Annotated in this window: 21 protein-coding genes and 1 pseudogene; 8 read left to right on the forward strand and 14 right to left on the reverse strand. The window is 62.2% G+C overall.

What is annotated here, in order from left to right; all coding sequences use genetic code 11:
• Positions 1–3 precede the first annotated feature (3 nt).
• A complete protein-coding gene (locus tag AC3WLT_RS31290) occupies positions 4–1,236 on the forward strand; it encodes a DUF3734 domain-containing protein (protein ID WP_492595513.1) in 1,233 nt (410 codons plus the stop codon).
• 169 nt (positions 1,237–1,405) lie between these two features.
• Here AC3WLT_RS31290 and AC3WLT_RS31295 read toward each other — a convergent pair whose 3' ends face one another.
• Entirely contained in the window at positions 1,406–2,605 is a 1,200-nt protein-coding gene (locus tag AC3WLT_RS31295; protein ID WP_492595514.1) for an amino acid aminotransferase, read from the reverse strand.
• Between the two features lie 432 nt (positions 2,606–3,037).
• Here AC3WLT_RS31295 and uvrB point away from each other — a divergent pair, with 432 nt between their 5' ends.
• The 5 genes from uvrB (at position 3,038) to AC3WLT_RS31320 (ending at position 8,834) form a co-directional block, all read left to right on the forward strand.
• Positions 3,038–5,131, forward strand: a complete 2,094-nt coding sequence (uvrB, locus tag AC3WLT_RS31300; RefSeq protein WP_492595515.1) for an excinuclease ABC subunit UvrB — start codon at positions 3,038–3,040, stop codon at positions 5,129–5,131.
• A 376-nt stretch (positions 5,132–5,507) separates the two neighbouring features.
• A complete protein-coding gene (locus AC3WLT_RS31305; protein ID WP_492595516.1) occupies positions 5,508–6,056 on the forward strand; it encodes an iron transporter in 549 nt (182 codons plus the stop codon).
• A 134-nt stretch (positions 6,057–6,190) separates the two neighbouring features.
• A complete protein-coding gene (locus AC3WLT_RS31310; RefSeq protein WP_492595517.1) occupies positions 6,191–6,523 on the forward strand; it encodes a cupredoxin domain-containing protein in 333 nt (110 codons plus the stop codon).
• A 62-nt stretch (positions 6,524–6,585) separates the two neighbouring features.
• Positions 6,586–7,431: an FTR1 family iron permease gene (locus AC3WLT_RS31315; RefSeq protein ID WP_492595518.1), complete on the forward strand. Its 846-nt coding sequence runs from the start codon at positions 6,586–6,588 to the stop codon at positions 7,429–7,431.
• On the forward strand, positions 7,428–8,834 hold the full coding sequence (locus AC3WLT_RS31320) for a 4Fe-4S binding protein (RefSeq protein ID WP_492595519.1): 1,407 nt from the start codon (positions 7,428–7,430) through the stop codon (positions 8,832–8,834). Before AC3WLT_RS31315 ends, AC3WLT_RS31320 begins: the two co-directional genes overlap by 4 nt.
• A gap of 309 nt (positions 8,835–9,143) precedes the next feature.
• On the opposite strand, the gene hemP is transcribed toward AC3WLT_RS31320, so the two are convergent.
• From hemP to AC3WLT_RS31340, 4 genes are all read right to left on the reverse strand, one after another.
• On the reverse strand, positions 9,144–9,404 hold the full coding sequence (gene hemP, locus AC3WLT_RS31325; RefSeq protein ID WP_492595520.1) for a hemin uptake protein HemP: 261 nt from the start codon (positions 9,402–9,404) through the stop codon (positions 9,144–9,146).
• Positions 9,405–9,619: 215 nt separating this feature from the next.
• Entirely contained in the window at positions 9,620–10,102 is a 483-nt protein-coding gene (locus AC3WLT_RS31330) for an SRPBCC family protein (protein WP_492595521.1), read from the reverse strand.
• Positions 10,103–10,187: 85 nt separating this feature from the next.
• Positions 10,188–10,586, reverse strand: a complete 399-nt coding sequence (locus tag AC3WLT_RS31335; RefSeq protein ID WP_492595522.1) for an OsmC family protein — start codon at positions 10,584–10,586, stop codon at positions 10,188–10,190.
• A gap of 212 nt (positions 10,587–10,798) precedes the next feature.
• Positions 10,799–11,677 (reverse strand): pirin family protein, encoded by an 879-nt coding sequence (locus AC3WLT_RS31340; protein WP_492595523.1) that lies wholly within the window; start codon positions 11,675–11,677, stop codon positions 10,799–10,801.
• Positions 11,678–11,799: 122 nt separating this feature from the next.
• Between AC3WLT_RS31340 and AC3WLT_RS31345 the strand changes: the two genes are divergently transcribed.
• Positions 11,800–12,789: a LysR family transcriptional regulator gene (locus AC3WLT_RS31345; RefSeq protein ID WP_492595524.1), complete on the forward strand. Its 990-nt coding sequence runs from the start codon at positions 11,800–11,802 to the stop codon at positions 12,787–12,789.
• A gap of 390 nt (positions 12,790–13,179) precedes the next feature.
• Here AC3WLT_RS31345 and AC3WLT_RS31350 read toward each other — a convergent pair whose 3' ends face one another.
• From AC3WLT_RS31350 to AC3WLT_RS31390, 9 genes and pseudogenes are all read right to left on the reverse strand, one after another.
• Complete coding sequence (locus AC3WLT_RS31350) at positions 13,180–13,599, reverse strand: ExbD/TolR family protein (RefSeq protein ID WP_492595525.1); 420 nt, start codon at positions 13,597–13,599, stop codon at positions 13,180–13,182.
• Positions 13,600–13,615: 16 nt separating this feature from the next.
• Positions 13,616–14,347 (reverse strand): MotA/TolQ/ExbB proton channel family protein, encoded by a 732-nt coding sequence (locus AC3WLT_RS31355; protein ID WP_492595526.1) that lies wholly within the window; start codon positions 14,345–14,347, stop codon positions 13,616–13,618.
• A gap of 28 nt (positions 14,348–14,375) precedes the next feature.
• Positions 14,376–15,116: an energy transducer TonB gene (locus AC3WLT_RS31360; RefSeq protein ID WP_492595527.1), complete on the reverse strand. Its 741-nt coding sequence runs from the start codon at positions 15,114–15,116 to the stop codon at positions 14,376–14,378.
• Positions 15,117–15,434: 318 nt separating this feature from the next.
• A complete protein-coding gene (locus AC3WLT_RS31365) occupies positions 15,435–15,671 on the reverse strand; it encodes a (2Fe-2S)-binding protein (protein ID WP_492595528.1) in 237 nt (78 codons plus the stop codon).
• A 207-nt stretch (positions 15,672–15,878) separates the two neighbouring features.
• Positions 15,879–16,757, reverse strand: a complete 879-nt coding sequence (murI, locus tag AC3WLT_RS31370) for a glutamate racemase (protein WP_492595529.1) — start codon at positions 16,755–16,757, stop codon at positions 15,879–15,881.
• 180 nt (positions 16,758–16,937) lie between these two features.
• Complete coding sequence (bfr, locus tag AC3WLT_RS31375; protein ID WP_120293330.1) at positions 16,938–17,417, reverse strand: bacterioferritin; 480 nt, start codon at positions 17,415–17,417, stop codon at positions 16,938–16,940.
• Between the two features lie 184 nt (positions 17,418–17,601).
• Entirely contained in the window at positions 17,602–19,125 is a 1,524-nt protein-coding gene (locus AC3WLT_RS31380; protein ID WP_492595530.1) for a fumarate hydratase, read from the reverse strand.
• A gap of 52 nt (positions 19,126–19,177) precedes the next feature.
• Positions 19,178–19,753, reverse strand: a complete 576-nt coding sequence (locus AC3WLT_RS31385; protein ID WP_492595545.1) for a TIGR00645 family protein — start codon at positions 19,751–19,753, stop codon at positions 19,178–19,180.
• A gap of 309 nt (positions 19,754–20,062) precedes the next feature.
• Positions 20,063–20,212, reverse strand: a pseudogene (locus AC3WLT_RS31390) (DMT family transporter); the annotation flags it as partial.
• A 487-nt stretch (positions 20,213–20,699) separates the two neighbouring features.
• On the opposite strand from AC3WLT_RS31390, the gene acs reads away from it, so the two are divergent.
• Entirely contained in the window at positions 20,700–22,682 is a 1,983-nt protein-coding gene (gene acs, locus AC3WLT_RS31395; RefSeq protein WP_492595531.1) for an acetate--CoA ligase, read from the forward strand.
• Positions 22,683–22,810: the final 128 nt, after the last annotated feature.

Raw genomic sequence — 22,810 nt, forward strand, 5'->3', positions numbered from 1 at the left:
CCCATGGCGCAACGCAATCTCAAGCAGGCACGCGTCGGCGCGCCTGGGGATGGCGGGGGCGCCGGCCCTGCGGCCGCCGTCCATCCCAGCCGGCACCTCGAATTGCCCAACTACGAAACCGTCGCGCTGATGCTGCAAGGCGGCGGTGCGCTCGGTGCCTATCAGGCTGGTGTCTTTCAAGGTCTTTACGAAGCAGGCATCGAGCCGAACTGGCTCGCCGGCATTTCGATCGGGGCGTTGAACACGGCCGTCATTGCCGGCAATCCGCCGGGCAAGCGCGTAGAACGGCTGCGGCAATTCTGGGAGACGATCTGTCAGCCGGCTTTCGGGCCGCCGCTGCCGGCCTTCATCGAGCACGCACTCTTCAACTCCAGCGAGGCCGTGCGTAAAGCTTTCACGGCGACGCAGGCCATGGGCGCGATCGTGGAAGGGCAGAAGGGCTTTTTCGTGCCGCGTTTCCCGCCGCCGTTGCCCACCGTGTCGGGGCCGCCGCAAATGGCCAGCTACTACGACACCACGCCGCTGAAAGCGACACTTGAAGCGATGTGCGATTTCGACCGGATCAATTCGGGCGAAACACGCGTGTCGGTCGGCGCGGTGAATTGTGGCACCGGTAATTTCGCGTACTTCGATAACACGCACACGAAACTGAAGCCGGAGCATTTCATGGCGTCGGGCGCGTTGCCGCCGGGCTTTGCAGCGGTTGAAATCGATGGCCAGTACTACTGGGACGGCGGCTTGATGTCGAACACGCCGCTCTACGAAGTGATCCAGACCACGCCGCGCCGCGACACGCTCGCGTTTCAGGTCGATCTCTGGAGCGCGATCGGGCCGGTGCCGGACAACATCACCGACGTCCAGGGGCGCGTGAAGGACATTCAGTATTCGAGCCGCACGCGTCTCGTGACCGACATGCTGCAACGCTCGCAGCGTTTCCGGCATGTGTTGCGCGAGGTGCTCGACCGCGTGCCGGCCGATCAGCGAGACGATCCGTGGTGCAAGCTGGCCGACGAGCTATCGTGTTCGAAGCGCTACAACGTGATCCACCTCATCTATCGGCAGAAGGAATACGAAGGGCACTTCAAGGACTTTCAGTTCGGCCTGACGACGATGCGTGAGCACTGGGAAAGCGGTTTGCAGGATATCCGCCGCTCGCTTGAGCAACCCGATTGGCTGGACATGCCCGAGAACGACGCGGGTTTTGTCACGCACGATATTCACCGGGATGCGCGCTGAAGCGATAGAGCCGTAGTCAGCGGCAAATGAAAACGGCGCCCGGGGAATGAACTGCACCCCAAAAGCGTGGACGAGTGTCCAACTCTTGGGGTGCAGTTCAGGAAGGGCGCCATTTCTACAATCAGTTTCAGCAAAGCGCACGCAATCAGCGCGTGCGCTTTGGAAAGCTTTACTTCAGCACGTGAGCGATCGCGTTAGCCACCACGTCGAGGTTGCGCGTATTCAGCGCAGCGACGCAGATGCGGCCCGTGCTCACAGCATAGATGCCGAACTCTTCGCGCAGGCGGTCCACTTGCGGCGCCGTCAGACCCGAGTACGAGAACATGCCGCGTTGCGCGTTCACGAAGCTGAAGTCGCGATTCACGCCGCTTGCCTTCAGGCGCTCGACCAGACCGTTGCGCATTGCGCGGATACGGTCGCGCATTTCGGCGAGTTCCGTTTCCCACGTGGCGCGCAGTTCGGGCGAGGCGAGTACCGCTGCGACCACTGAGCCGCCGTGCGTCGGCGGGTTCGAGTAGTTCGTGCGGATCACGCGCTTCAGTTGCGACAGCACGCGGGCGGCTTCTTCCTTGCCTGCCGTAATGATCGACAGTGCGCCGACGCGCTCGCCGTACAGCGAGAACGACTTCGAGAACGACGACGACACGAACGCGTTCAGTTCCTTGGCAGCGAACAGACGCACTGCTGCGGCGTCCGATTCGATGTCATCGCCGAAACCTTGATAGGCGATGTCGAGGAACGGCACGAGGTTTCGCGCCTTGACGACTTCGACCACCTGCTTCCATTGCTCGATGCTCAGATCGACGCCGGTCGGGTTGTGGCAGCACGCGTGCAGCACGACGACCGTGCCCGCGGCATAGCTGTTCAACGCGCTCAGCATGCCTTCGAAGTTCACGCCGTGGGTGTGCGCGTCGTAGTATGGGTACGACACGACTTCGAAGCCGGCGCTTTCGAACAGCGCACGGTGGTTTTCCCAGCTCGGATCGCTGATCGCGACCTTGGCGTTCGGGTTCAGACGCTTCAGGAAGTCGGCGCCGATTTTCAGCGCGCCCGTGCCACCCAGTGCCTGTGCCGTCACGACGCGGCCCGCGGCGATCAGCGGCGAGTCGTTGCCGAGCAGCAGCTTCTGCACGGCGGCGTCGTAGGCGGCAATGCCTTCGATCGGCAGATAGCCGCGCGGCAACGCGGCTTCGACGCGAGCCTTTTCCGCGTCGCGCACGGCGCGCAGCAGCGGAATCTTGCCTTCTTCATTGAAGTACACGCCAACGCCAAGGTTGACCTTGGTGGCGCGCGCATCGGCGTTGAAAGCTTCGTTCAGGCCCAGAATCGGGTCGCGGGGAGCAAGTTCGACGGCGGAGAACAGAGACATGATGGGTGGGCAGCAGTAGTAAAAAGAGGGGTGGCTTCGAGCGCGGGCGACCCGGCTTGAAGTGTCTGGCAGAAAATTGCAGACGGGCGGCGGGCAGCGGCGAGCGAGCGCAACTTGGCATTGTAGCGAATCCGCGGGCACTTTTCGGGCCAGAAAGGCCGTAAAAACCGAATTATTTGCTTGAAAATCAGGCACTCCGGCGCCAGGTGGCTGTGACGGGCCTACGCCGAATCGGCCCGGCAATGGTCGGGCAACGGCCGGGCAGCAGTCCGGCAAAAGGCGCCACAGCGCCTGATGAGCGCCGCGCCGGCCACTTAGGCCGGGGGCCTCGGAACAGCCCGGCGAACCCCGCAGACCTTACGCAGACCCGCTCGGCCCGCGCTCGCGCAAACCGCTAGAATAGTCCTTTGCCCAAGGCCCGGTGCCGCCCACATGTCCGAACACCATCTGACTGAAGTCGACGATACGCTCGACGAATCCAAATTCGTTACGTTCGAAGACTCGCCGTTCCAGCTCTACCAGCCGTATCCGCCGGCCGGCGATCAGCCGACGGCGATCGACACGCTCGTCGAGGGCATCGAGGACGGCCTGTCGTTCCAGACGCTGCTCGGCGTGACCGGTTCCGGCAAAACCTTCACGATGGCCAACACCATCGCGCGGCTCGGCCGCCCGGCGATCGTGTTCGCGCCGAACAAGACGCTTGCCGCCCAGCTTTACTCGGAGTTCCGAGAGTTCTTCCCGCGCAATGCGGTCGAATACTTCGTCTCGTACTACGACTACTATCAGCCGGAAGCGTACGTGCCGCAGCGCGACCTGTTCATCGAGAAGGATTCGTCGATCAACGAGCACATCGAGCAGATGCGGCTGTCGGCTACCAAGAGCCTGATGGAGCGGCGCGACGTGGTGATCGTCGCGACGGTTTCCGCGATCTACGGTATCGGCAATCCGTCCGAATACCACCAGATGATTCTGACGCTGCGTACCGGCGACAAGCTCGGCCAGCGCGACATCATCGCGCGGCTGATCGCGATGCAGTACAACCGCAACGAAGCCGACTTCCAGCGCGGTTCGTTCCGTGTGCGCGGCGACACGATCGACATTTTCCCGGCGGAACACGCGGAAATGGCGGTGCGCGTCGAACTGTTCGACGACGAAGTCGAGACGCTGCAACTGTTCGATCCGCTCACCGGCCGCGTGCGCCAGAAGATTCCGCGTTTCACCGTGTATCCGTCGTCGCACTATGTGACGCCGCGCGACACCGTGGTCCGCGCGGTCGAAACCATCAAGAACGAACTGCGCGAGCGGCTCGAATTCTTCTATAGCGAAGGCAAACTGGTCGAAGCGCAGCGGCTCGAGCAGCGCACCCGCTTCGATCTGGAAATGCTCCAGGAGCTGGGTTTCTGCAAGGGCATCGAGAACTACTCGCGGCACTTCTCGGGCGCCGCGCCGGGCGAGCCGCCGCCCACGCTGGTCGATTACCTGCCGTCGGACGCGTTGATGCTGCTCGATGAATCGCACGTGCTGATCGGTCAGTTGAACGGCATGTACAACGGCGACCGCGCGCGTAAAGAGAATCTGGTGGACTACGGTTTCCGCCTGCCGTCGGCGCTCGATAACCGGCCGCTCAAGTTCAACGAGTTCGAGCGCAAGATGCGCCAGGTGGTGTTCGTGTCGGCCACACCCGCCGATTACGAGCAGAAGACGGCGGGGCAGGTGGCCGAGCAACTGGTGCGTCCGACTGGCCTCGTCGATCCGGAAATCGAGGTGCGTCCGGCGCGCAGCCAGGTCGACGACGTGCTCGCCGAGATCAACGAGCGCGTCAAAGTCGGCGATCGCGTGCTGGTTACCGTGCTGACCAAGCGAATGGCCGAGCAGCTCACCGAGTTTCTGGCCGACCACGGCGTCAAGGTACGCTATCTGCACAGCGACATCGACACGGTCGAGCGGGTCGAAATCATCCGTGATCTGCGCCTCGGCACCTTCGACGTGCTGGTCGGGATCAACCTGCTGCGCGAAGGGCTGGATATCCCGGAAGTTTCGCTGGTCGCGATCCTCGACGCCGACAAGGAAGGCTTCCTGCGCGCCGAGCGCTCACTGATCCAGACCATCGGCCGGGCGGCGCGCAACGTGAACGGCAAGGCGATTCTCTACGCCGATAAAGTGACCGATTCGATGCGCCGCGCCATCGACGAAACCGAACGGCGGCGTGCCAAGCAGATCGCCTTCAACCTCGCGAACGGCATTACGCCGCGCGGGGTGGTCAAGCGGATCCGCGACATCATCGACGGCGTGTACAACGTCGACGACACCCGCGCCGAGCTGAAAGAGCAGCAGACCCGCGCAAAGTTCGAGGACATGTCCGAGAAGCAGCTCGCCAAGGAACTCAAGCGTCTCGAAAAGCAGATGATGGAGCACGCGAAAAATCTCGAGTTCGAAAAGGCCGCGCAGACCCGCGATCAGCTGGCGTTGCTGCGTCAACGCGTGTTCGGTGCGAACGTCGGCGATCACGTGTCAGGCATCGACTAAACCTTCCTATCCGCTCTGGGCGCGGCAATGTGCCGCGCTCTGTCGATCGACGTCGCTCATCCCGCCAAACACGTCCACACGCGCTTCCTTAAGCCTGCCTTAAGCCCCTGCTGGCATAAGGCTCGGCGTGCTTCCCCATTTGTTCTAGCTGTCGATCAATGATAAACTCGACCAATATTGAGAATGGTTCGCATTAACGTTACGTAAATGCGGTTACGTAAGTTACGTAAATGTGCGGTTACGTAAATGCGGTTCGTAGATGCAGTTCGGGGTCCGCTTGCTGCTTGTTCGAGCGCGCCGGCGTCCGCTGACAAGACACACGCAACGTACTGTTCCAATTGCTTCGGTTCCAGTCAGATAAAAACAAGGAGTTTCAATGCAGATTTCTTCATTTGTGCGTGGTGGCGCCGCAGCGGTGGCCGCAGTCGCGGCTCTGTCGGCAACGGCAGCGGAATACCCGATCGGCAAGCATCAGATTCAAGGCGGAATGGAAATCGGCGCGGTGTATCTGCAGCCGATCACGATGGAACCCGAAGGCATGATGCGCAAGGCGTCGGATTCGGATGTCCACCTCGAGGCCGATATCCACGCAGTCAAGAACAACCCGACCGGTTTCGCCGAAGGCGACTGGATGCCGTACCTGCAAGTGCGCTACGAACTGACGAAAGCCGGTTCGAATCAGACCCAGAAGGGCGACATGATGGCGATGGTCGCGAACGACGGTCCGCATTACGGCGACAACGTCAAGCTGCAAGGCCCGGGCAAGTATCACCTGAAGATGGTCGTCGAAGCGCCGATGCAAACCGGCCATATGGCGTTCGGCCGCCACGTCGACAAGGAAACCGGCGTGGGTCAGTGGTTCAAGCCGATCACGCTCGAATACGACTTCACGTTCGCGGGTATCGGCAAGAAGGGCGGTTACTGATCGCCGCGGATCTTCACGGTTTGGTTTGTCACGGTTTGCCACGCGGAGCCCCGCGTGGTCATCGCGTAAGTGAATGAATGCAGCAGACGGCGCCCGGGCGATGGCTCCTGGCGCCGCGTTCTCCGGAAGGGCTAATGAGAATCAACCGAAAGATCGCGATCCTCGCCACGATGGCGTCGCTGGCCGGCGCCGCGCACGCGGCCGATTTGCTGACCTTCAAGCTGGAAATGAATGACGGCAAGCTGAATCCGGCACGTATCGAGGTGCCCGTAGGGCAGCGCATCAAGATCGAAATACGCAATACCGGCAAGGGTGCGGCCGAGTTCGAAAGCGTTCAGTTGCGCAAGGAAAAGGTGCTGGCGCCGGGGGCGGAGTCGTTCGTCGTGATCGCGCCGCTGGAAGCGGGCGAGTACAAGTTTTTCGACGATTTCCACCAGCAGGCGCAGGGCGTGATCGTCGCGAAGTAAGGGCTTGGGCCGCGAGCGCACATCGAATCGCGCGTTCGCCACAGCAGTAGACGGAGGGCTAGATGGGTCAGGTGTTGTTCATCGTATGGCGGGAAAGTGTCGAGGCGTTGCTGGTCGTCGGCATCCTGTACGCTTGGTTGAAGAATGGCGACGACGACGCGCGCCGCGGTTTGCCGTACTTGTGGGGCGGCGTCGCGGCCGGCGTGATCGCAGCGGTCGCACTCGGCGCGGCGCTGGTCGGCTTTACCGAGGTGCTGTCCGGCGACGCGCAGGATTATTTCCAGACCGCCATGGTGCTGGTCGCCTGCGTGCTGATCGTGCAGATGGTGCTGTGGATGAAGCAGCATGGCCGGTCGCTCAAGCGCGATATGGAACAGTCGCTGCAAAAGAGCACGCGCGACTCGAACTGGTGGGGCGTGGCATTGCTGGTCGCGTTGGCGATCGCGCGTGAGGGCAGCGAAACGGTTATCTTCCTGTACGGCCTCGGCTTCGGCCAGTCGGGGCACGTGGACGGCGGCCAGATGCTCGCGGTGTTTATCGGCCTCGGTCTCGCGCTCCTGACCTTCTACGCATTGCAGCTGGGCGGCAAGTTCTTCTCGTGGCGGCTCTTTTTCCGCGTCACCGAAATCATGCTGCTGTTCCTCGGCGCGGGCCTGTTCCAGACCGGCGTCGACAAGCTGATCGACAAGGAAATCCTGCCGACGCTGGTTGACCAGATGTGGAATTCGTCGGCGATCCTCGACGATTCGAACACCTTCGGTTCGCTGGTCGCCACGCTCACCGGCTATCGCGCGCATCCGGCGCTGATGAATCTGATCGCTTACGCGCTGTACTGGGCGGTCGTCTATCTGCTGGTGCGTCGCGCGAACCGCAAACCGGCGCAGCAGGCCGCCGGGCGCGCGGCATGAGTACAGTCATGACGCGCCCAGGCCGCCTCGCTGCGGCCGGTCAGTGGATGCAGCGTCACGGCGGGCTGATTCGCGGCATTCAATGGGTCGTCGTGGCGGTGTACGCGTTTCTGATTCTGGTGCCGGCAGCGATGCCGCTGCCGGGCGACACCGCGCATCTGTGGAATAACCTGACGCTTGCCGCGCAGTTCGTGTTCTGGGGCATCTGGTGGCCGTTCGTGCTGCTCTCGATGGTGATGCTCGGCCGCGTATGGTGCGGCGTGCTATGCCCGGAAGGCGCGCTCGCCGAGTTCGCCAGCAAGTACGGCCGCGGCTGGGCGATTCCGCGCTGGATGCGCTGGGGCGGCTGGCCCTTCGTTGCATTCGGCCTCACCACCATCTACGGCCAGATGGTGAGCGTTTATCAGTATCCGAAGGCGGTGCTGCTGGTGCTCGGCGGCTCGACCTTCGCGGCGATGATCATCGGCTTGCTGTACGGACGCGAGAAGCGCGTCTGGTGCAAATATCTGTGCCCCGTCAACGGCGTTTTTTCGCTTCTGGCGCGCCTCGCGCCGTTTCACTACAAAGTCGATGAAGACGCATGGCGCCGTTCGTACAAGAACGGCGAGCATGGGCATCGCGTGATTCCGATCAATTGCGCGCCGCTCGTGCCGTTGCGCAATATGACGGGCGCGGCGGACTGCCATATGTGCGGCCGTTGCAGCGGGCATCGCGACGCGATTGCGTTGAAGTGGCGTGTGCCGTCGTCGGAAGTGGTGCAGCTCGGCGACAAGAAGGCGAACCCGTGGGACACGGCCTTGATTCTGTACGGTCTGCTCGGCATCGCGATCGGCGCGTTCCACTGGACCGCTTCGCGCTGGTTCGTCGACCTGAAGATGTTCTTCGCCACGTGGCTGGTCGATCACGACATCACCTGGCCGCTCGACACCAACGTGCCCTGGTTCCTGTTCACGCACTACCCCGAGCAGAACGACGTGTTCTCGTGGCTCGACGGCACTATGGTGATCGGCTACATCCTCGCCACGGCGCTGGTGTACGGCACCGCGCTGCTGGTGCTGCTGACGGGCGCAGCGCGCATGCTGGGGCGTTTCAATAGCGTGCGTCTGCATCATTTGACGCAAGGGCTGATTCCGATTGCCGGCGCGGGCGTGTTCCTCGGCCTGTCGGCGACCACGCTGTCGCTGCTGCGCGCGGAACATGTGCCACTTTGGTGGGCGTCGGATCTGCGCATTGCCATTCTCGCGATCGCCAACCTGTGGAGCGCCTGGCTCGCCTGGCTGGTCACCCGCCGCTATAGCGAGCGCTTCGTTCAGCGCGGTCTCGCGATGGCGTGGTTCGTCGCGGCGCTGGCCGTGGTCGATAGCGCATGGTGGCTGATGTTCTGGGGCTGGGCGTCGAAGTAATTGAAGCAAGCGTGAAGTAAGCGCATTACCGTCACGTTTGGGCCATAAAAAAGCCGTGGAGATGAAAACATCCCACGGCCTTTTTATTTTCTTGATCTGCGACACACGACGTTTCGTGCATCCGCATTGGGTGACAAACCAGACAAGAACCAAAATGAGAACCAAAAAAGCGGCCTGGCTGGCTGCGACGGCTGGCTTGGTGTCTGCACGAAGGGGTCTAGTTCTCACGTGCAAGCCGTCGTGGCTGGCTAATGCCCAACACCTCTCGAGGAGGTGGTCCCCACAATACCCGGTAGTTACCTCTGTTCGTTACTTCGTCAGGATCAGCTTGCCCAGACGCGTGGCGCGCAGCTGGTAGGTTTCGCCGTTATGGAGGATGCTGACGTGGCTATGTCCTTGCAGCAGTGCGTCGCTGCGCACGACACGATCCGATCTCTCGCCTGAACTGCTGACACGGTTTGCGGCGGGCTTCGTGGCGGTGGCCGTAGCCGTCGACGGTTTCGGACGGCTGGTCAGTGCGGCCGCCGGGCGGCGCAGACTGAGCGTGGAAGAGCGCGTGAGATCGGTCATTCGTTTTTGCTGTTGGTCGATTCGATGGATTAATTCTAAATGATAACCATTCCTATTTACAAGAAAGAGAAATTGATCGGATTCGACTTTCGATAGCTGATGGGATGGGGAGCAGGGCGACGAGAGACGGGAGACACGGATAAGGGCGCGCCTTCGACGTGGCCGCCCCCTTCTTGACGGGCGCGTGCGGGAAGTGCGCGCCCGCACGCGGAAATTCAATGCAACGAACCGGGTTCCTGCTTCGTTTGCACGTACTGGCGAATTAGCCGGACGGTATCGATGTCGTTCTCGCGATACGCCGACTTGACGATTTCCTGGGTCTGCACGGCATCCTGGTCGTCGGAGACAGGCAGGGTGGTCGCATATTCGAAGCGCAGGAACAGCTGCAGTTCATCGGGCTGCTCGATGGTCATGGTCAGCGAGCCGCCGACATGGTCCGCGGTCGGCAGAATGTCGTAGCGCACGCTCTGGCTTTTCTGCAGCGTGACGCGGTCGCGCACGGTGGCCTGGCCGTAGTGCAGCTCTCGCTCGAGGATGTTGCCTTCACGCGAAAGGATGGTGCAACTGTCGAGTCCGATCACAAACAGTTGCGGCTGCTCGGCGCGCAGCACGAGACCCTCCCATAACTGCTCGCGGGTCATCGCGTCGACAAACGGATTCAACGGATCGTTGATCTGGATAAGGTGTTCGAAATTCAAGACGACAGCTTCCTATGAAAGCGTTGCATTACGTTCTGCCCTGTTCAGCTGGGTCTTGCGCGTTTCGCCGCGCTCTCGCGCGACGTTACGCGACGGCGAGTCCCGAGCGGATCGTGATCGAATGCGTCAGGATCTTGTGAACCGGACACGCATTGGCAATTTGCAAAAGCCGTTCCCGCTGCTCGTCGGACAGTTCGCCCTCCAGCACGATCCGGCGCTCGATGGTCGAGCCGGCGTCGCCGGTTTCCATCGATAGCCCCACGCGCACGCCGGCGAGCGGCCAGCTCTTGCGCTGCGCATACATCTTCAGCGTGATCGACGTGCAGGCGCCGAGGCTCGACAGCAATAGCGCGATGGGCGCCGGCCCGCGATCACCACCACCCAGCGACTCGGGTTCGTCGGCGAGCCACGTGTGCTTGCCGTCGTCGAAAAGAACCTGGAAATTGGTCGAGCCGATGTGGGCGGTGACGGTGGACTCTGCCATGCGCGCTCCTGAACAGGGACGGAAATCGCCGCGCGCCGGCGCTCGTTTGGCTACACAGCGGGCTAAACGGCGCGTCGCGCGGCATGAATCGCTATTGTGAACGAATTTAGCGGTGTCCGCGCCACAGGGTGCGGCGCAGCGGCGCGCGATTTGACGCGATGCCAGGAGCGCCGCGGCGTTGCCGCGTGCGGCCAAGCGCGCGCAGCGTCCGATCAATGCGTGATGCAGCCCATGCGTCCGGCCTGGTAGTCGGTGACAGCCTGGCGGATCTCATCTTCGGTATTCATCACAAACGGGCCGTAACGCACCACCGGCTCCTTCAGCGGTACGCCGCCGAGCAGCAGCACTTCGAGCGGCTCGGCGCCGGCTGTGAGCGTGACGCTGTCGCCGTCGTTCTGAAATACGACCATCTTCCGCGCGTCGATCTCCTGGCGCGCTTCGCCTTCGCCGTAGAAGCCCTTGCCCGACAGGCCGTAGGCGAACACACGATAGTCCGCCGGCACCGGCTGCGTAATCGTCGCGCCCGGTTGCAGCGAGAAATGCTGATACAGGATCGGCGTGCGCGTTTCGATTGCCGCCTTGACGCCGAGCGCCTCGCCGGCGATCACCTTGACGCGCACCTTGCCGTCCGTGGAAGTCGCTACCGGAATGCTCGACGACGGCATTTCCTGGTAGCGCGGCTCGATCATCTTGTCGCGGCGCGGCAGATTCACCCATAGCTGCAAGCCGTGCACACGCCCGCCGGTGCGGACAAACGCCGGATCCGGCATTTCGCTGTGCACGACGCCGGCGCCCGCGGTCATCCATTGCACGTCGCCGGCACGCAGCGTGCCCGAATGGCCTGCTGAATCCTTATGGCCGAACTGGCCCTCGAGCGCATAGGTGACCGTTTCGAAGCCACGGTGCGGATGGTCCGGCGCGCCTTTGGCCTCGCCGGGCGCGTAATCGATCGGTCCCATTTCGTCGAGCAGCAGGAACGGGTCGAAATCCATCAGCATGCGGGTCGGAAACGGTCGGTGGACGATAAAGCCGCCACCTTCGGTCGTGCGAACGGCGGGATACGTGCGTTCGATCGTGCGGATCGTGCTCATCAAAGTCACCTTGAAAAATGGGGAATAGCATTATTTTTGAAACATGGAGCTATTATAGGGACCGTTTTTCGAGGTGCCAGCCACCGTCACGCAATGGATTGTTCTATTACTGGAACGATGAGATGAAGATCGATTCACATAATCTGAATGACCTGATGTACTTCTCGCAGGTCGTCGAACATGGCGGTTTTTCCGCCGCCGAGCGCGTGTTGGGCATCTCGAAGTCGCGGCTTTCGCGCCGGCTGACCGAACTGGAAGCGTCGCTGGGCGTGCGTTTGCTGCAGCGCTCCACCCGCAAGCTGGCGCTGACCGAAGCCGGACAGCTGTTCTATCAGCATTGTCAGGCGATGCTCAGCGAGGCGCAGGCAGCCGTTAACGTGGTGCAGCAGTTGCGCTCGTCGCCGCGCGGCACGGTGCGCGTGAGCGTGCCGGTGACCATTTCGCAGACCATCCTGTCGCAGATCCTGCCGGAATTCATGCATCGCTACCCGGAAGTGCGCGTCGTGATGCGCGTGACGAACCGCGTGGTCGATCTGTTCGAAGATTCGATCGATGTCGCGTTGCGCGTGCGCTCCGATCCGCCGGACAACGCCAACATCGTCGTGCGGCCGCTGTGGCGGACACAGCAGATGCTGGTCGGTGCGCCGAGCCTGTTGCAGCAGAATGCGCCGCCGCTGTTGCCCGCGGACCTGAGCCGTTTCGAAACGCTCGATGTGCCGACCGGCGACGGTCGCCACGTATTCAACCTGATCTCGCCTGACGGCGCGCGTCACGCTCACGAACACGAGCCGCGTCTGGTGACCGCCGATCTGATGACCATACGCGAAGCGGTGCTGGCCGGCGTCGGTATCGCGGCGCTGCCGGAAATGATGTACGGCGCCGCGCTGCGTGCAGGGCAGTTGTCGCCAGTCATGCCCGGCTGGACCTTGCCGACGCCGCAGTTGTATGCCGTATTCGTGTCGCGGCAGGGGATGGTGCCGGCGGTGCGCGCGTTCGTCGACTATCTGGTCGAGATGCTGGACCCGGACGACGGTAAACACATCGCGGGCGAATGCCCGGCGCGCGAGGAAAAGAAGACCGGCGCGCAGCAGGTTCTGGCCGTCGCGTCATAGCACTTCTTGCGCGGTACGGCATCGCTTTTAGCATTTAAGCGCCGTTTGTCATGAGTACTTTCAATGGCTGGTCACTTGAATGCACGCGCTCACAGGCATATATTGAAATCCCTTCGCTAAGGAGTCTCTTATGCGGAAACTCATGGCCGCTATCATAGCCGGCCTGATAGGGCTGACCGCGCTGTCCGTGTCGACCACGGCTGTCGCATGCGATGGCTCCGGCTATCATTCCGATGGCAAGTGAACCCGCCGCCCGAAGGCGCCGAGTGCGCACAAAAAAAGGCCTTCATCTGACGATGAGGGCCTTTTACTTTTAGCCCTTGAAACAAGGGCTTTTCTGTTCTTCGGCAGGCGCTGCTTAACAGCGTTTTACCTCGCGCTTATCGGGCTTCATTTGGCCTTGGGCTGGGTAACGAAGCCGATCTTGGTCAGGCCGCCGGCCTGTGCCGCCGACATCACCTCAGCCACTTTCTCATACGCGACCTTGCGGTCCGCATCCAGATGCAATTCCGGCTGCGGGTTCGCTTGCGCGGCCTGGGCGATCTTTGCGTGCAGCGTTGCTTCGTCGACCTTTTGCTGGTCCCACGACACATTGCCGTCCGCGTCGATCGAAACCGGGATCTGCGCGGGCTTGGTGTCTTCTTTCTGGCTGCTCGCATGCGGCAGATCGATCTTGACCGCGTGACGGATCACCGGAATCGTCACCATGAAGACGATCAGGAGAACCAACATGACGTCGACGAGCGGCGTCATGTTGATTTCGTTCATCAGGCCGTCGTCATCGTCGCCGGCGAAGGGGCTCATTGCCATCGGAGTGCCTCGCTGATCAGTTGACGCGCGTGGCGAGGCGCAGACCGTCGCCGCGCCTGGACGACGACAGACGGGCGCCCGTCACGAAGAACGCGTGCAGGCCGTGCGCAAAGCGGCTCAGCTTGGCGACAATCGCCTTGTTGGCGCGCGTCAATGCGTTGTAGCCGAGCACGGCCGGAATCGCGACGAACAGGCCGAACGCGGTCATGATCAGCGCTTCGCCGACCGGACCAGCCACTTGATCGATCGACGACTGACCGCTCGCACCGATCGCCAGCAGCGCGTGATAAATGCCCCACACCGTGCCGAACAGGCCGACGAACGGCGCCGTGCTGCCGATCGACGCGAGAATCGCGAGACCGCTCTGCATGCGCGCCACGCTTTCGTCCATCGTGTCTTTCAGGCAGCGCGTGACCCAGTCTGACACATCCATGCGGTCGTGCAGATGCGGTTGCGTCTGATGATGGTGGTCGGCCGCTTCCTGGCCCGACAGCGCCAGCGCGAGGAACGGGTTGTCCTGCGGCTTCGACGATTCCGCGCCGAGCTTTTTCACGCCGTCGGCGAGATCGTCCGAATGCCAGAATGCCTGCTCGGCATTCTTCGTGAGACGCTTCAGTCGTATCACGTTCCAGCCCTTGATGACGATCACGCTCCACGACATCACGGACATGATCAACAGCGCGAGCGCGATACCGCGCGTCACAAAATCCCCTTGCGCCCAAACGTGCGCCAATCCGTAGTTTTGCATTGCAATTCCTTTTTCTTTGAAATCTGCCTCAATCGTTCAGATTGAAGTCGTAAGGCTGGGTGTACGCGGCCCGAATCGGCTGGCCGTTCTCGAGATAGGGTTTGCAGGCGCTCGCACGCACGGCGGCGAGCGCGGCGTCGTCGAGACGGCTAAAGCCGCTGCTCTTCTTCAGTTCGATGTTTTCGAGCTTGCCGGTCAGGCCCACTACGAACTTCACATACGCGGTGCCGGTTTCGCCGCGCCGCTTGGACAGCGATGGGTATTCCGGCTTGGCGATATTGCAGTCGAGGTGCGAGACGTTCTTCGGCGCGGTGATCTCCATCGTCTGACGGCCGATCGCTGGCGTGGCCTGAGCGGCGGGTGCCGCCGGCGCTGCGGGTGCGGGTGCGGGTGGAGCCGGATCGGGCGCTGCGACCGGCGTCGGCGACGGCGCGGCGGCCTGCGGCAGCGGCGTAGGCGCCGGTTTGGGCGTTGGCGTGGGCTTCGGCTGAAGCTTCGGTTTGGTGTGAACCGGCGGCGTCGGTTTAGGCGGCGGCGCGATCGACTGCAGCGCGACGGGTGCCGCGACCGGTGCGGAGCTCAGCAACTCGGCCGTCATGGTGCGCGACTCGATCGGCCGTACGACGGGTTCGTTGCGCAGGGTGAGCGCGACGGCGAGCAGCGCGACGTGAATCGCGACCACCGCGGCAGTCACGCTCAAGGCGCGGGAATTCATTCGGACGGAAGCGGCCGGCGCGGCGCCGGCTGAGACGGTATGCGAAGCCTGCATGTTAGCGTGGCGGCGCGCCGTCGATACAGCACGTCAGACAAGACAGCGTCATGTTCGGAAGATCAGCAGCGAAATGCACAAAGTAGTCACGAAACCGATCAGCAATTCCATCTCAAGCTCCTTTTAACGGGGAGGCGGGTAGCTGGCTGGTACGGGTACTGGCTTGCTGACGGCAGTGGGATAACGCGTGAAGCAGCGTTTGAAGCAGGGTGAGGCGGCGAAACGGGGCGACAAGCGAGCGACAAGCGAGCGACAAGCGAGCGATAGACGAGCAATAAGCGCTTCTGGCGCGGCATGGGCCGCGCGGTGGATGAGGCTTCAGGCCGCCTTGCGTTCGTAAAACGTCAGCGGCATGGCTTGCGGGTGATGCTCGAAGCCGCAGCGGCTCGCGCAGACGCCGCTTTGCATCATGAGGTCGCGCACGGAGTCCGCGCACTTGCCGCAGCAGGATGCGACGCCCAGTTCGAACTGGAGCTCGTCGAATGAATCGACGCCATCCGCGATCGAGGCACGGATCTTTCGGTCAGAAACAGACTTGCAGACACAGACAATCATGGTAGGGCGTCATAGCTAACGTTAATGCGAATTATTATCATTTTGTTTGAGGCGTTTGGCAAGCGTCCTGCGGGAATTTTTGTAACAAAACCAGACTGTTAGAAGGGTTTCGTCTACGGAGGCGACGGGGCGCAAACGGCCGAAAAAGGGGAACGCGGCAAGAAAGCCCCCGGCGCGTCGCCAGGCAGGGCTCTAAGCGGACGTCGGTCAGGCTGGCTGGGAATCCGGCGCTGCGGTACGGCGAGATGGGATCAGTACCCGTTCGACCGCCGCGTCAATATGCAGCAGGGTGGCGGCGAGTTGCTGCTGGTGAGCGCCATCGCCGGTCGAATAAAAACGGGGCAGAGCACTGCCGTTTTGCGGGGCGGCGCGCAGGCCGTGCTGGTCGAGCACCCGCTCCAGCTGGCGCGCAATCGCGATGCTCGTATCGATCAGCGTCAGCCGGTCGCCGACGATGTCGCGGATCGCCGCATCGAGAAAAGGGTAGTGGGTACAGCCGAGCACCAGCGTATCGGCGCCGGCGTCCAGCATGGGCTGCAGATAGCCGCGCAGCAGCGCGCGCAATTCGGCCGAATTCACGTCGCAGCGTTCCACCGCCTGCACCAGCCCGTGGCCCGGCTGGCACAGAAAGCGGCAATCCTCGGCGTAGCGTTCGAGCAGAGCCTGAAAGCGGGCGCTGCGCAAGGTGACTTGCGTGGCCAGCACGCCGGCGACGCGCGTTTTCGATTGCAGCGCGGCCGGTTTGACGCCGGGCTCCACGCCCACTAGCGGAATCGGCAGCTTTTCGCGGACCAGTGCGATCGACTGCGCGGTCGCCGTATTGCACGCGACCACCAGCACTTTCGCACCTTGCTTGACTAGCCATTCGCCGATCGCGAGGGTGCGGTCGGCGATGAAATCGTCGTCGCGTTCGCCGTAGGGCGCGTACCGCGAGTCGGCGACATACAGGATCGCTTCGTCAGGCAGTTGCGCGCGCACCGCACGCAGTACCGACAATCCACCGAGGCCCGAATCGAAAATACCGACCGGTGCACGCAAGCCGGCACCGGCAAGCGGAGCAGCCGAAGAAGGCGATTCTGTAGGCATAGGCGAAGAGGACGCTCGCGGCACGGCGGTCAGGGAAAAGTCGCGAAAATGGCGAAGCACGCGGGAAAATGCGTAGGAAAGCACGCCAGTATATCGCCCGCGCGGCGCATAGCCATGACACATGGTCTGGCGTATGAGCGCGGACATGAGCACGCGAGCGGGCTTTCCAACCTGGTTCGATCAGGACTCGACCGAACCCATTGCCGTTTGCTGGTAGTTTTGAATGCCGACCTTGTCGATCAGGTCGAGTTGCGTTTCGAGCCAGTCGATGTGCTCTTCGGTGTCGTCGAGAATCTTGACGAAGATTTCACGCGAGATGAAATCGCGAACCGATTCGCAATACACGATCGCTTCTTTGCAGGTGCCTTGCGAAATCTGTTCGAGCTTCAGATCGCATTCGAGGATTTCCTTGGTTTCCTCGCCGATCAGCAGCTTGTGCAGGTCTTGCAGGTTCGGCAGGCCGTCGAGCATGAAAATGCGTTCGATCAGCCAGTCGGCGTGCTTCATTTCGCCGATCGATTCGTCGTATTCATGCTTGCCGAGTTTTTCGAGGCCCCAGTGCTTATACATCCGAGCGTGCAGGAAGTACTGATTGATGGCGGTCAGCTCGTTCTTCAACTGAGCGTTCAGATACTCGATAACTTTTTTGTCGCCTTGCATGATGATTCCTTATTGGGGCTTTAAATTTTCAACAACAATAAACGCCAGACCTGAAAAAGCCAAGAAAACGGATGCATCTTTTAACATTGTTTCCAGCCTCACGCGCCGCGTTTGCCGCAGTCACAAAAAAGCCGGGACCGCGGCCCCGGCTTTTTCGATACACGTGACAGGCGTTAGCAGCGAATCAAACCGTCGCGACCGGAATCTTACCGATCTTTGCTTGCCACTCCTTCGGGCCGGTCTGGTGCACGGACGTGCCGTTCGAATCGACCGCAACCGTCACTGGCATGTCCTGCACGTCGAACTCGTAGATCGCTTCCATGCCGAGGTCTTCGAACGCGAGAACCTTCGCGCTGCGAATCGCTTTCGACACGAGGTAGGCAGCGCCGCCCACGGCCATCAGATACGCGGCATTGTGCTTCTTGATCGCCTCGATCGCGACCGGGCCGCGCTCGGCCTTGCCGATCATCGAAATGAGACCGGTTTGCGACAACATCGTCTCGGTGAATTTGTCCATCCGCGTGGCGGTGGTGGGGCCGGCCGGGCCGACTGCTTCGTCGCGCACCGGATCGACCGGGCCGACGTAGTAGATCACGCGGTTCGTGAAGTCGACCGGCAGCTTTTCGCCCTTGGCCAACATGTCGGCGATGCGCTTGTGCGCGGCGTCGCGGCCCGTCAGCATTTTGCCTGACAGCAGCAGCGTCTGGCCCGGCTTCCAGCCGGCGACTTCTTCCGGCGTCAGCGTGTTCAGGTCGACGCGCTTGCTGGTTTCGGTGTTCGGTTCCCACTGTACTTTCGGCCATGCGTCGAGCGACGGCGCTTCGAGCCTGGCGACGCCCGAGCCGTCCAGCGTGAAGTGCGCGTGGCGCGTGGCGGCGCAGTTCGGGATGATCGCGATCGGCTTCGACGCGGCGTGCGTCGGCGCGGCCATGATCTTCACGTCGAGCACCGTGGCGAGACCGCCGAGGCCTTGTGCGCCGATACCCAGCGCGTTGACCTTGTCGTGCAGTTCGACGCGCAGTTCTTCGATCCAGTCTTTCGGGCCGCGTGCGATCACGTCCTGGATGTCGATCGGATCCATCAGCGATTCCTTGGCCATCACCATCGCTTTCTCAGCGGTGCCGCCGATGCCGATACCCAGCATGCCCGGCGGGCACCAACCGGCGCCCATGGTCGGCACGGTCTTCAGGATCCAGTCGACGATCGAGTCCGACGGGTTCAGCATCGCGAACTTCGACTTGTTCTCCGAGCCGCCGCCCTTGGCTGCGACCTGCACGTCGACCTTGTCGCCCGGCACGATCTCGTAGTGGATCACGGCCGGCGTGTTGTCTTTCGTATTCTTGCGCGCGCCTTCAGGCGGGCTCACGATCGAGGCGCGCAGCACATTGTCCGGGTTCAGATAACCGCGGCGCACGCCTTCGTTGATCATGTCGGTGACGCCCATCGTCGCACCGTCCCAACGCACGTCCATACCGACCTTCACGAACACCGTGACGATGCCGGTGTCCTGGCAGATCGGCCGCTTGCCTTCGGCGCACATGCGGCTGTTGGTCAGGATCTGCGCGATTGCGTCCTTCGCGGCCGGACTCTGTTCGAGTTCGTACGCGCGGCCCAAGGCCTGGATGTAATCGAGCGGGTGGTAGTAGCTGATGTACTGAAGCGAATCAGCAATGCTCTGAATCAGATCTTCCTGTTTGATGACGGTCATGGCTAGCTCAGTGGGGACAGTGGCGCTTGTTTTCTGGTCGCGGGCTATGCGGTCAGTCGTGCGCCTTCAGGGGAGTGGAATCGTGTGAACTGTGTGAACTCACGACATGCAATGCCGCGGGTTCCTGAAAATGTTTGGGATGCGTGTGCGTGGTGAGGCGGTCGACCAGCGCCATTACCAGTGCCGAGACGAGGAACGCGACGTGAATGATCACCTGCCACATGACGGCGTGCGTCGAATTCTGGTCAGGGCTGATGAAGGTCTTCAGCAGATGGATCGACGAGATGCTGATCAGCGCCATCGACAGTTTTACTTTCAGCACGCCGGCGTTCACGTGGTCGAGCCATTCCGGTTCGTCCGGATGACCCTCCACGCCGAGGCGCGATACGAAGGTTTCATACCCGCCGATGATCACCATGATCAGCAGGTTCGAGATCATCACCACGTCGATCAGGCCGAGCACGACCAGCATGATGCTGGTTTCGTCGAGCGTCATCGAAGCCGAGACGAGATGCCAGACTTCTTTCAGGAACAGCACTACGTATACAGCCTGGGCGACGATCAGGCCCAGATAGAGCGGCACTTGCAGCCAGCGGCTCATGAAGATGATGACGGGCAGCGGGCGCATCGGACGGCGCTGACGGGCAAAGTCGGGTCGCGTGGCGGACATAGGCTAGAGTCGGATGAGGCGCAGGTGATGGAATGCGGATTAGATACGCGGATTAAATGCACCGGCTTGGCGCTCAGGCCCAACGGCCGGATCAGGCACGCGGCAAAGCACCTAGGCCAAGCGCGGACGGCGCGGTGAACGGCCCGGGCGGGCCGGAAAACTCGCGCCAGGCGCGCTATTGTACAGCGCCTCCTGAATTTGCCGTGACGGCACGGGTAGGATGGGCGGGCGGACGATGCCTCGCGGGGTCTTCGCGGACCTCGAAACTCACGAGGCCGCCGGCGGCGCGCGTTTGATCCTCAGACTCGCGGGACCGATTCCCGCGACCACGCAGGCGAGCGCAATACCGTGCGCGAGTGTCGGCCGCTCGTCGAGAAAGACGATGCGGTAAATCGCCGCGGCCACCGGCAGCACCGCGCGATTTCAAGCTGGAATCCGGACGGCTAGTTCAGTTAGCATTGTAAAAGGGTGCATTCGCCAGCGTGAATGCCGGCGCGGGCGGCGCGCCGCGGCGGCACACGTGATGATTGCCATGCGTTGCCGTGAGCCGGTCTGAACGCATGAATGGAAAGTAGCGCGTAGCATGCGGTACATGAATTGCTTGAACGTTGAACGGCTTGAACGCATTGGGGTTTTCGCTGGCAACTCGATGCCGCTCGCGTAAGTGGCCGGTAAGTTGCGACGCTTATCTTTGCTGCAAGAGCGGACATTTCATTGAACGCGCATCCATGCTGCGCCGCAGCATGGATGCGCGTTCAAGCGGATGGCTTGCTGTGCTGCGGCCTATTCGGCCGGGCACGAGGGTTGGAGACAAGGCGCCGTGCTGCACGGCGTCACCATGACATGGCGCGTCACTGGCGCGCCGGCACAGGTTTTACGTTTCATCTTCACCAAGGGGTTGTCGATGTCTGCGATTGAATCGGTTCTTCAGGAACGCCGCGTTTTCCCGCCCTCCGCTGAAGCAGCGGCCGGTGCGGCGATTTCCGGCATGGACGCGTACCGGGCGCTTGCCGCCGAAGCGGAACGCGATTACGAAGGTTTCTGGGGGCGCCTCGCCCGCGAGACGCTCAGCTGGCACAAGCCCTTCACGAAGGTGCTCGACGAATCGAACGCGCCGTTCTATGCGTGGTTCGAAGACGGCCAGCTGAACGCTTCGTATAACAGCATCGACCGTCACGTCGAAGCCGGCAACGGCGAGCGCGTCGCGGTGATCTTCGAAGCCGACGACGGCACCGTCACCAACGTCACGTATAACGATCTGCTGCAACGCGTGTCGCGCTTTGCGAACGCGCTGAAGAAGCGCGGCGTGAAGAAGGGCGATCGCGTCGTGATCTATATGCCGATGTCGATCGAAGGTATCGTCGCGATGCAGGCGTGTGCGCGAATCGGCGCGACGCATTCGGTAGTGTTCGGCGGCTTTTCATCGAAGTCGCTGAACGAGCGGCTGGTGGACGTAGGCGCGGTCGCGCTCGTCACTTCCGACGAACAGATGCGCGGCGGCAAAGCGCTGCCGCTGAAGAACATCGCCGACGAAGCCATCGCCATGGGCGGCTGCGAAGCGGTCAAGAGCGTGATCGTCTACCAGCGCACTGGCGGCAAGATCGCGTGGAACGAAAGCCGCGACCTGTGGATGCACGAAGTCATGCGGGCCGAGTCGGATCAGTGCGCGCCCGAGTGGGTCGGCGCCGAGCATCCGCTCTTCATACTCTATACGTCTGGTTCGACCGGCAAGCCGAAGGGCGTCCAGCACAGCACCGGCGGCTTTCTGCTGTGGGCCGCGCAGACCCTGAAGTGGACCTTCGACTGGAAGCCCACGGATGTGTTCTGGTGTACCGCAGACATCGGCTGGATCACCGGCCATAGCTACATCGGGTACGGGCCGTTGACGCTTGGCGGCACCCAGGTCGTGTTCGAAGGCGTGCCGACCTATCCGAACGCCGGCCGCTTCTGGGACATGATCGCCAGGCACAAGGTCTCGCTGTTCTATACGGCGCCCACGGCGATCCGCTCGCTGATCAAGGCCGCCGAAGCGGACCCGAAAGTGCATCCGAAGAGCTACGACCTGTCGACGCTGCGCGTGATCGGCACGGTCGGCGAGCCGATCAATCCGGAAGCGTGGGTCTGGTATCACGAGAACGTCGGCGGCAGCCGTTGCCCGATCGTCGATACGTGGTGGCAAACCGAAACCGGCGGCCACATGATCACGCCGCTGCCGGGCGCCACGCCGCTCGTGCCGGGTTCGTGCACGCTGCCGCTGCCGGGCATCATGGCAGCGGTCGTCGATGAAACCGGTCAGGACGTGCCGAACGGGCAGGGCGGCATTCTGGTGGTGAAGCGGCCGTGGCCGTCGATGTTGCGCAACGTGTGGGGCGATCCGGACCGCTACAGGAAGAGCTACTTCCCCGAAGAACTCGGCGGCAAGCTCTATCTCGCCGGCGACGGCGCAGTGCGCGACAAGGAAACCGGCTACTTCACGATCATGGGCCGTATCGACGACGTGCTCAACGTGTCCGGCCACCGCCTCGGCACGATGGAGATCGAGTCGGCGCTGGTGTCGAACCCGATCGTCGCCGAGGCGGCCGTGGTCGGACGCCCCGACGATACGACCGGCGAAGCCGTGTGCGCATTTGTCGTGCTCAAACGCGCGCGTCCGGAAGGCGAGGAAGCGGTGAAGCTCGCCAACGAATTGCGCGCGTGGGTCGGCAAGGAGATCGGTCCGATCGCCAAGCCGAAAGACATCCGCTTCGGCGAGAACCTGCCGAAGACGCGTTCGGGCAAGATCATGCGCCGCCTGTTGCGTTCGCTCGCGAAGGGCGAGGCCATCACGCAGGATGTGTCGACGCTGGAGAACCCGGCGATTCTCGATCAACTCGGCGAGTCGCTCTGAGCCCGAGTTGCCTGGATAGTGCGGCAAGGGCGCAAGCAATCATGCGCCCTCGATCGACTGCCAGTATCGAGCACCCAGGCCAGTTCATTGAAGCCACCGCGCGGACAATCCCGATTGCCTGCCCGGTG

This window comes from Paraburkholderia sp. FW306-2-2C-D06C, assembly GCF_058781505.1.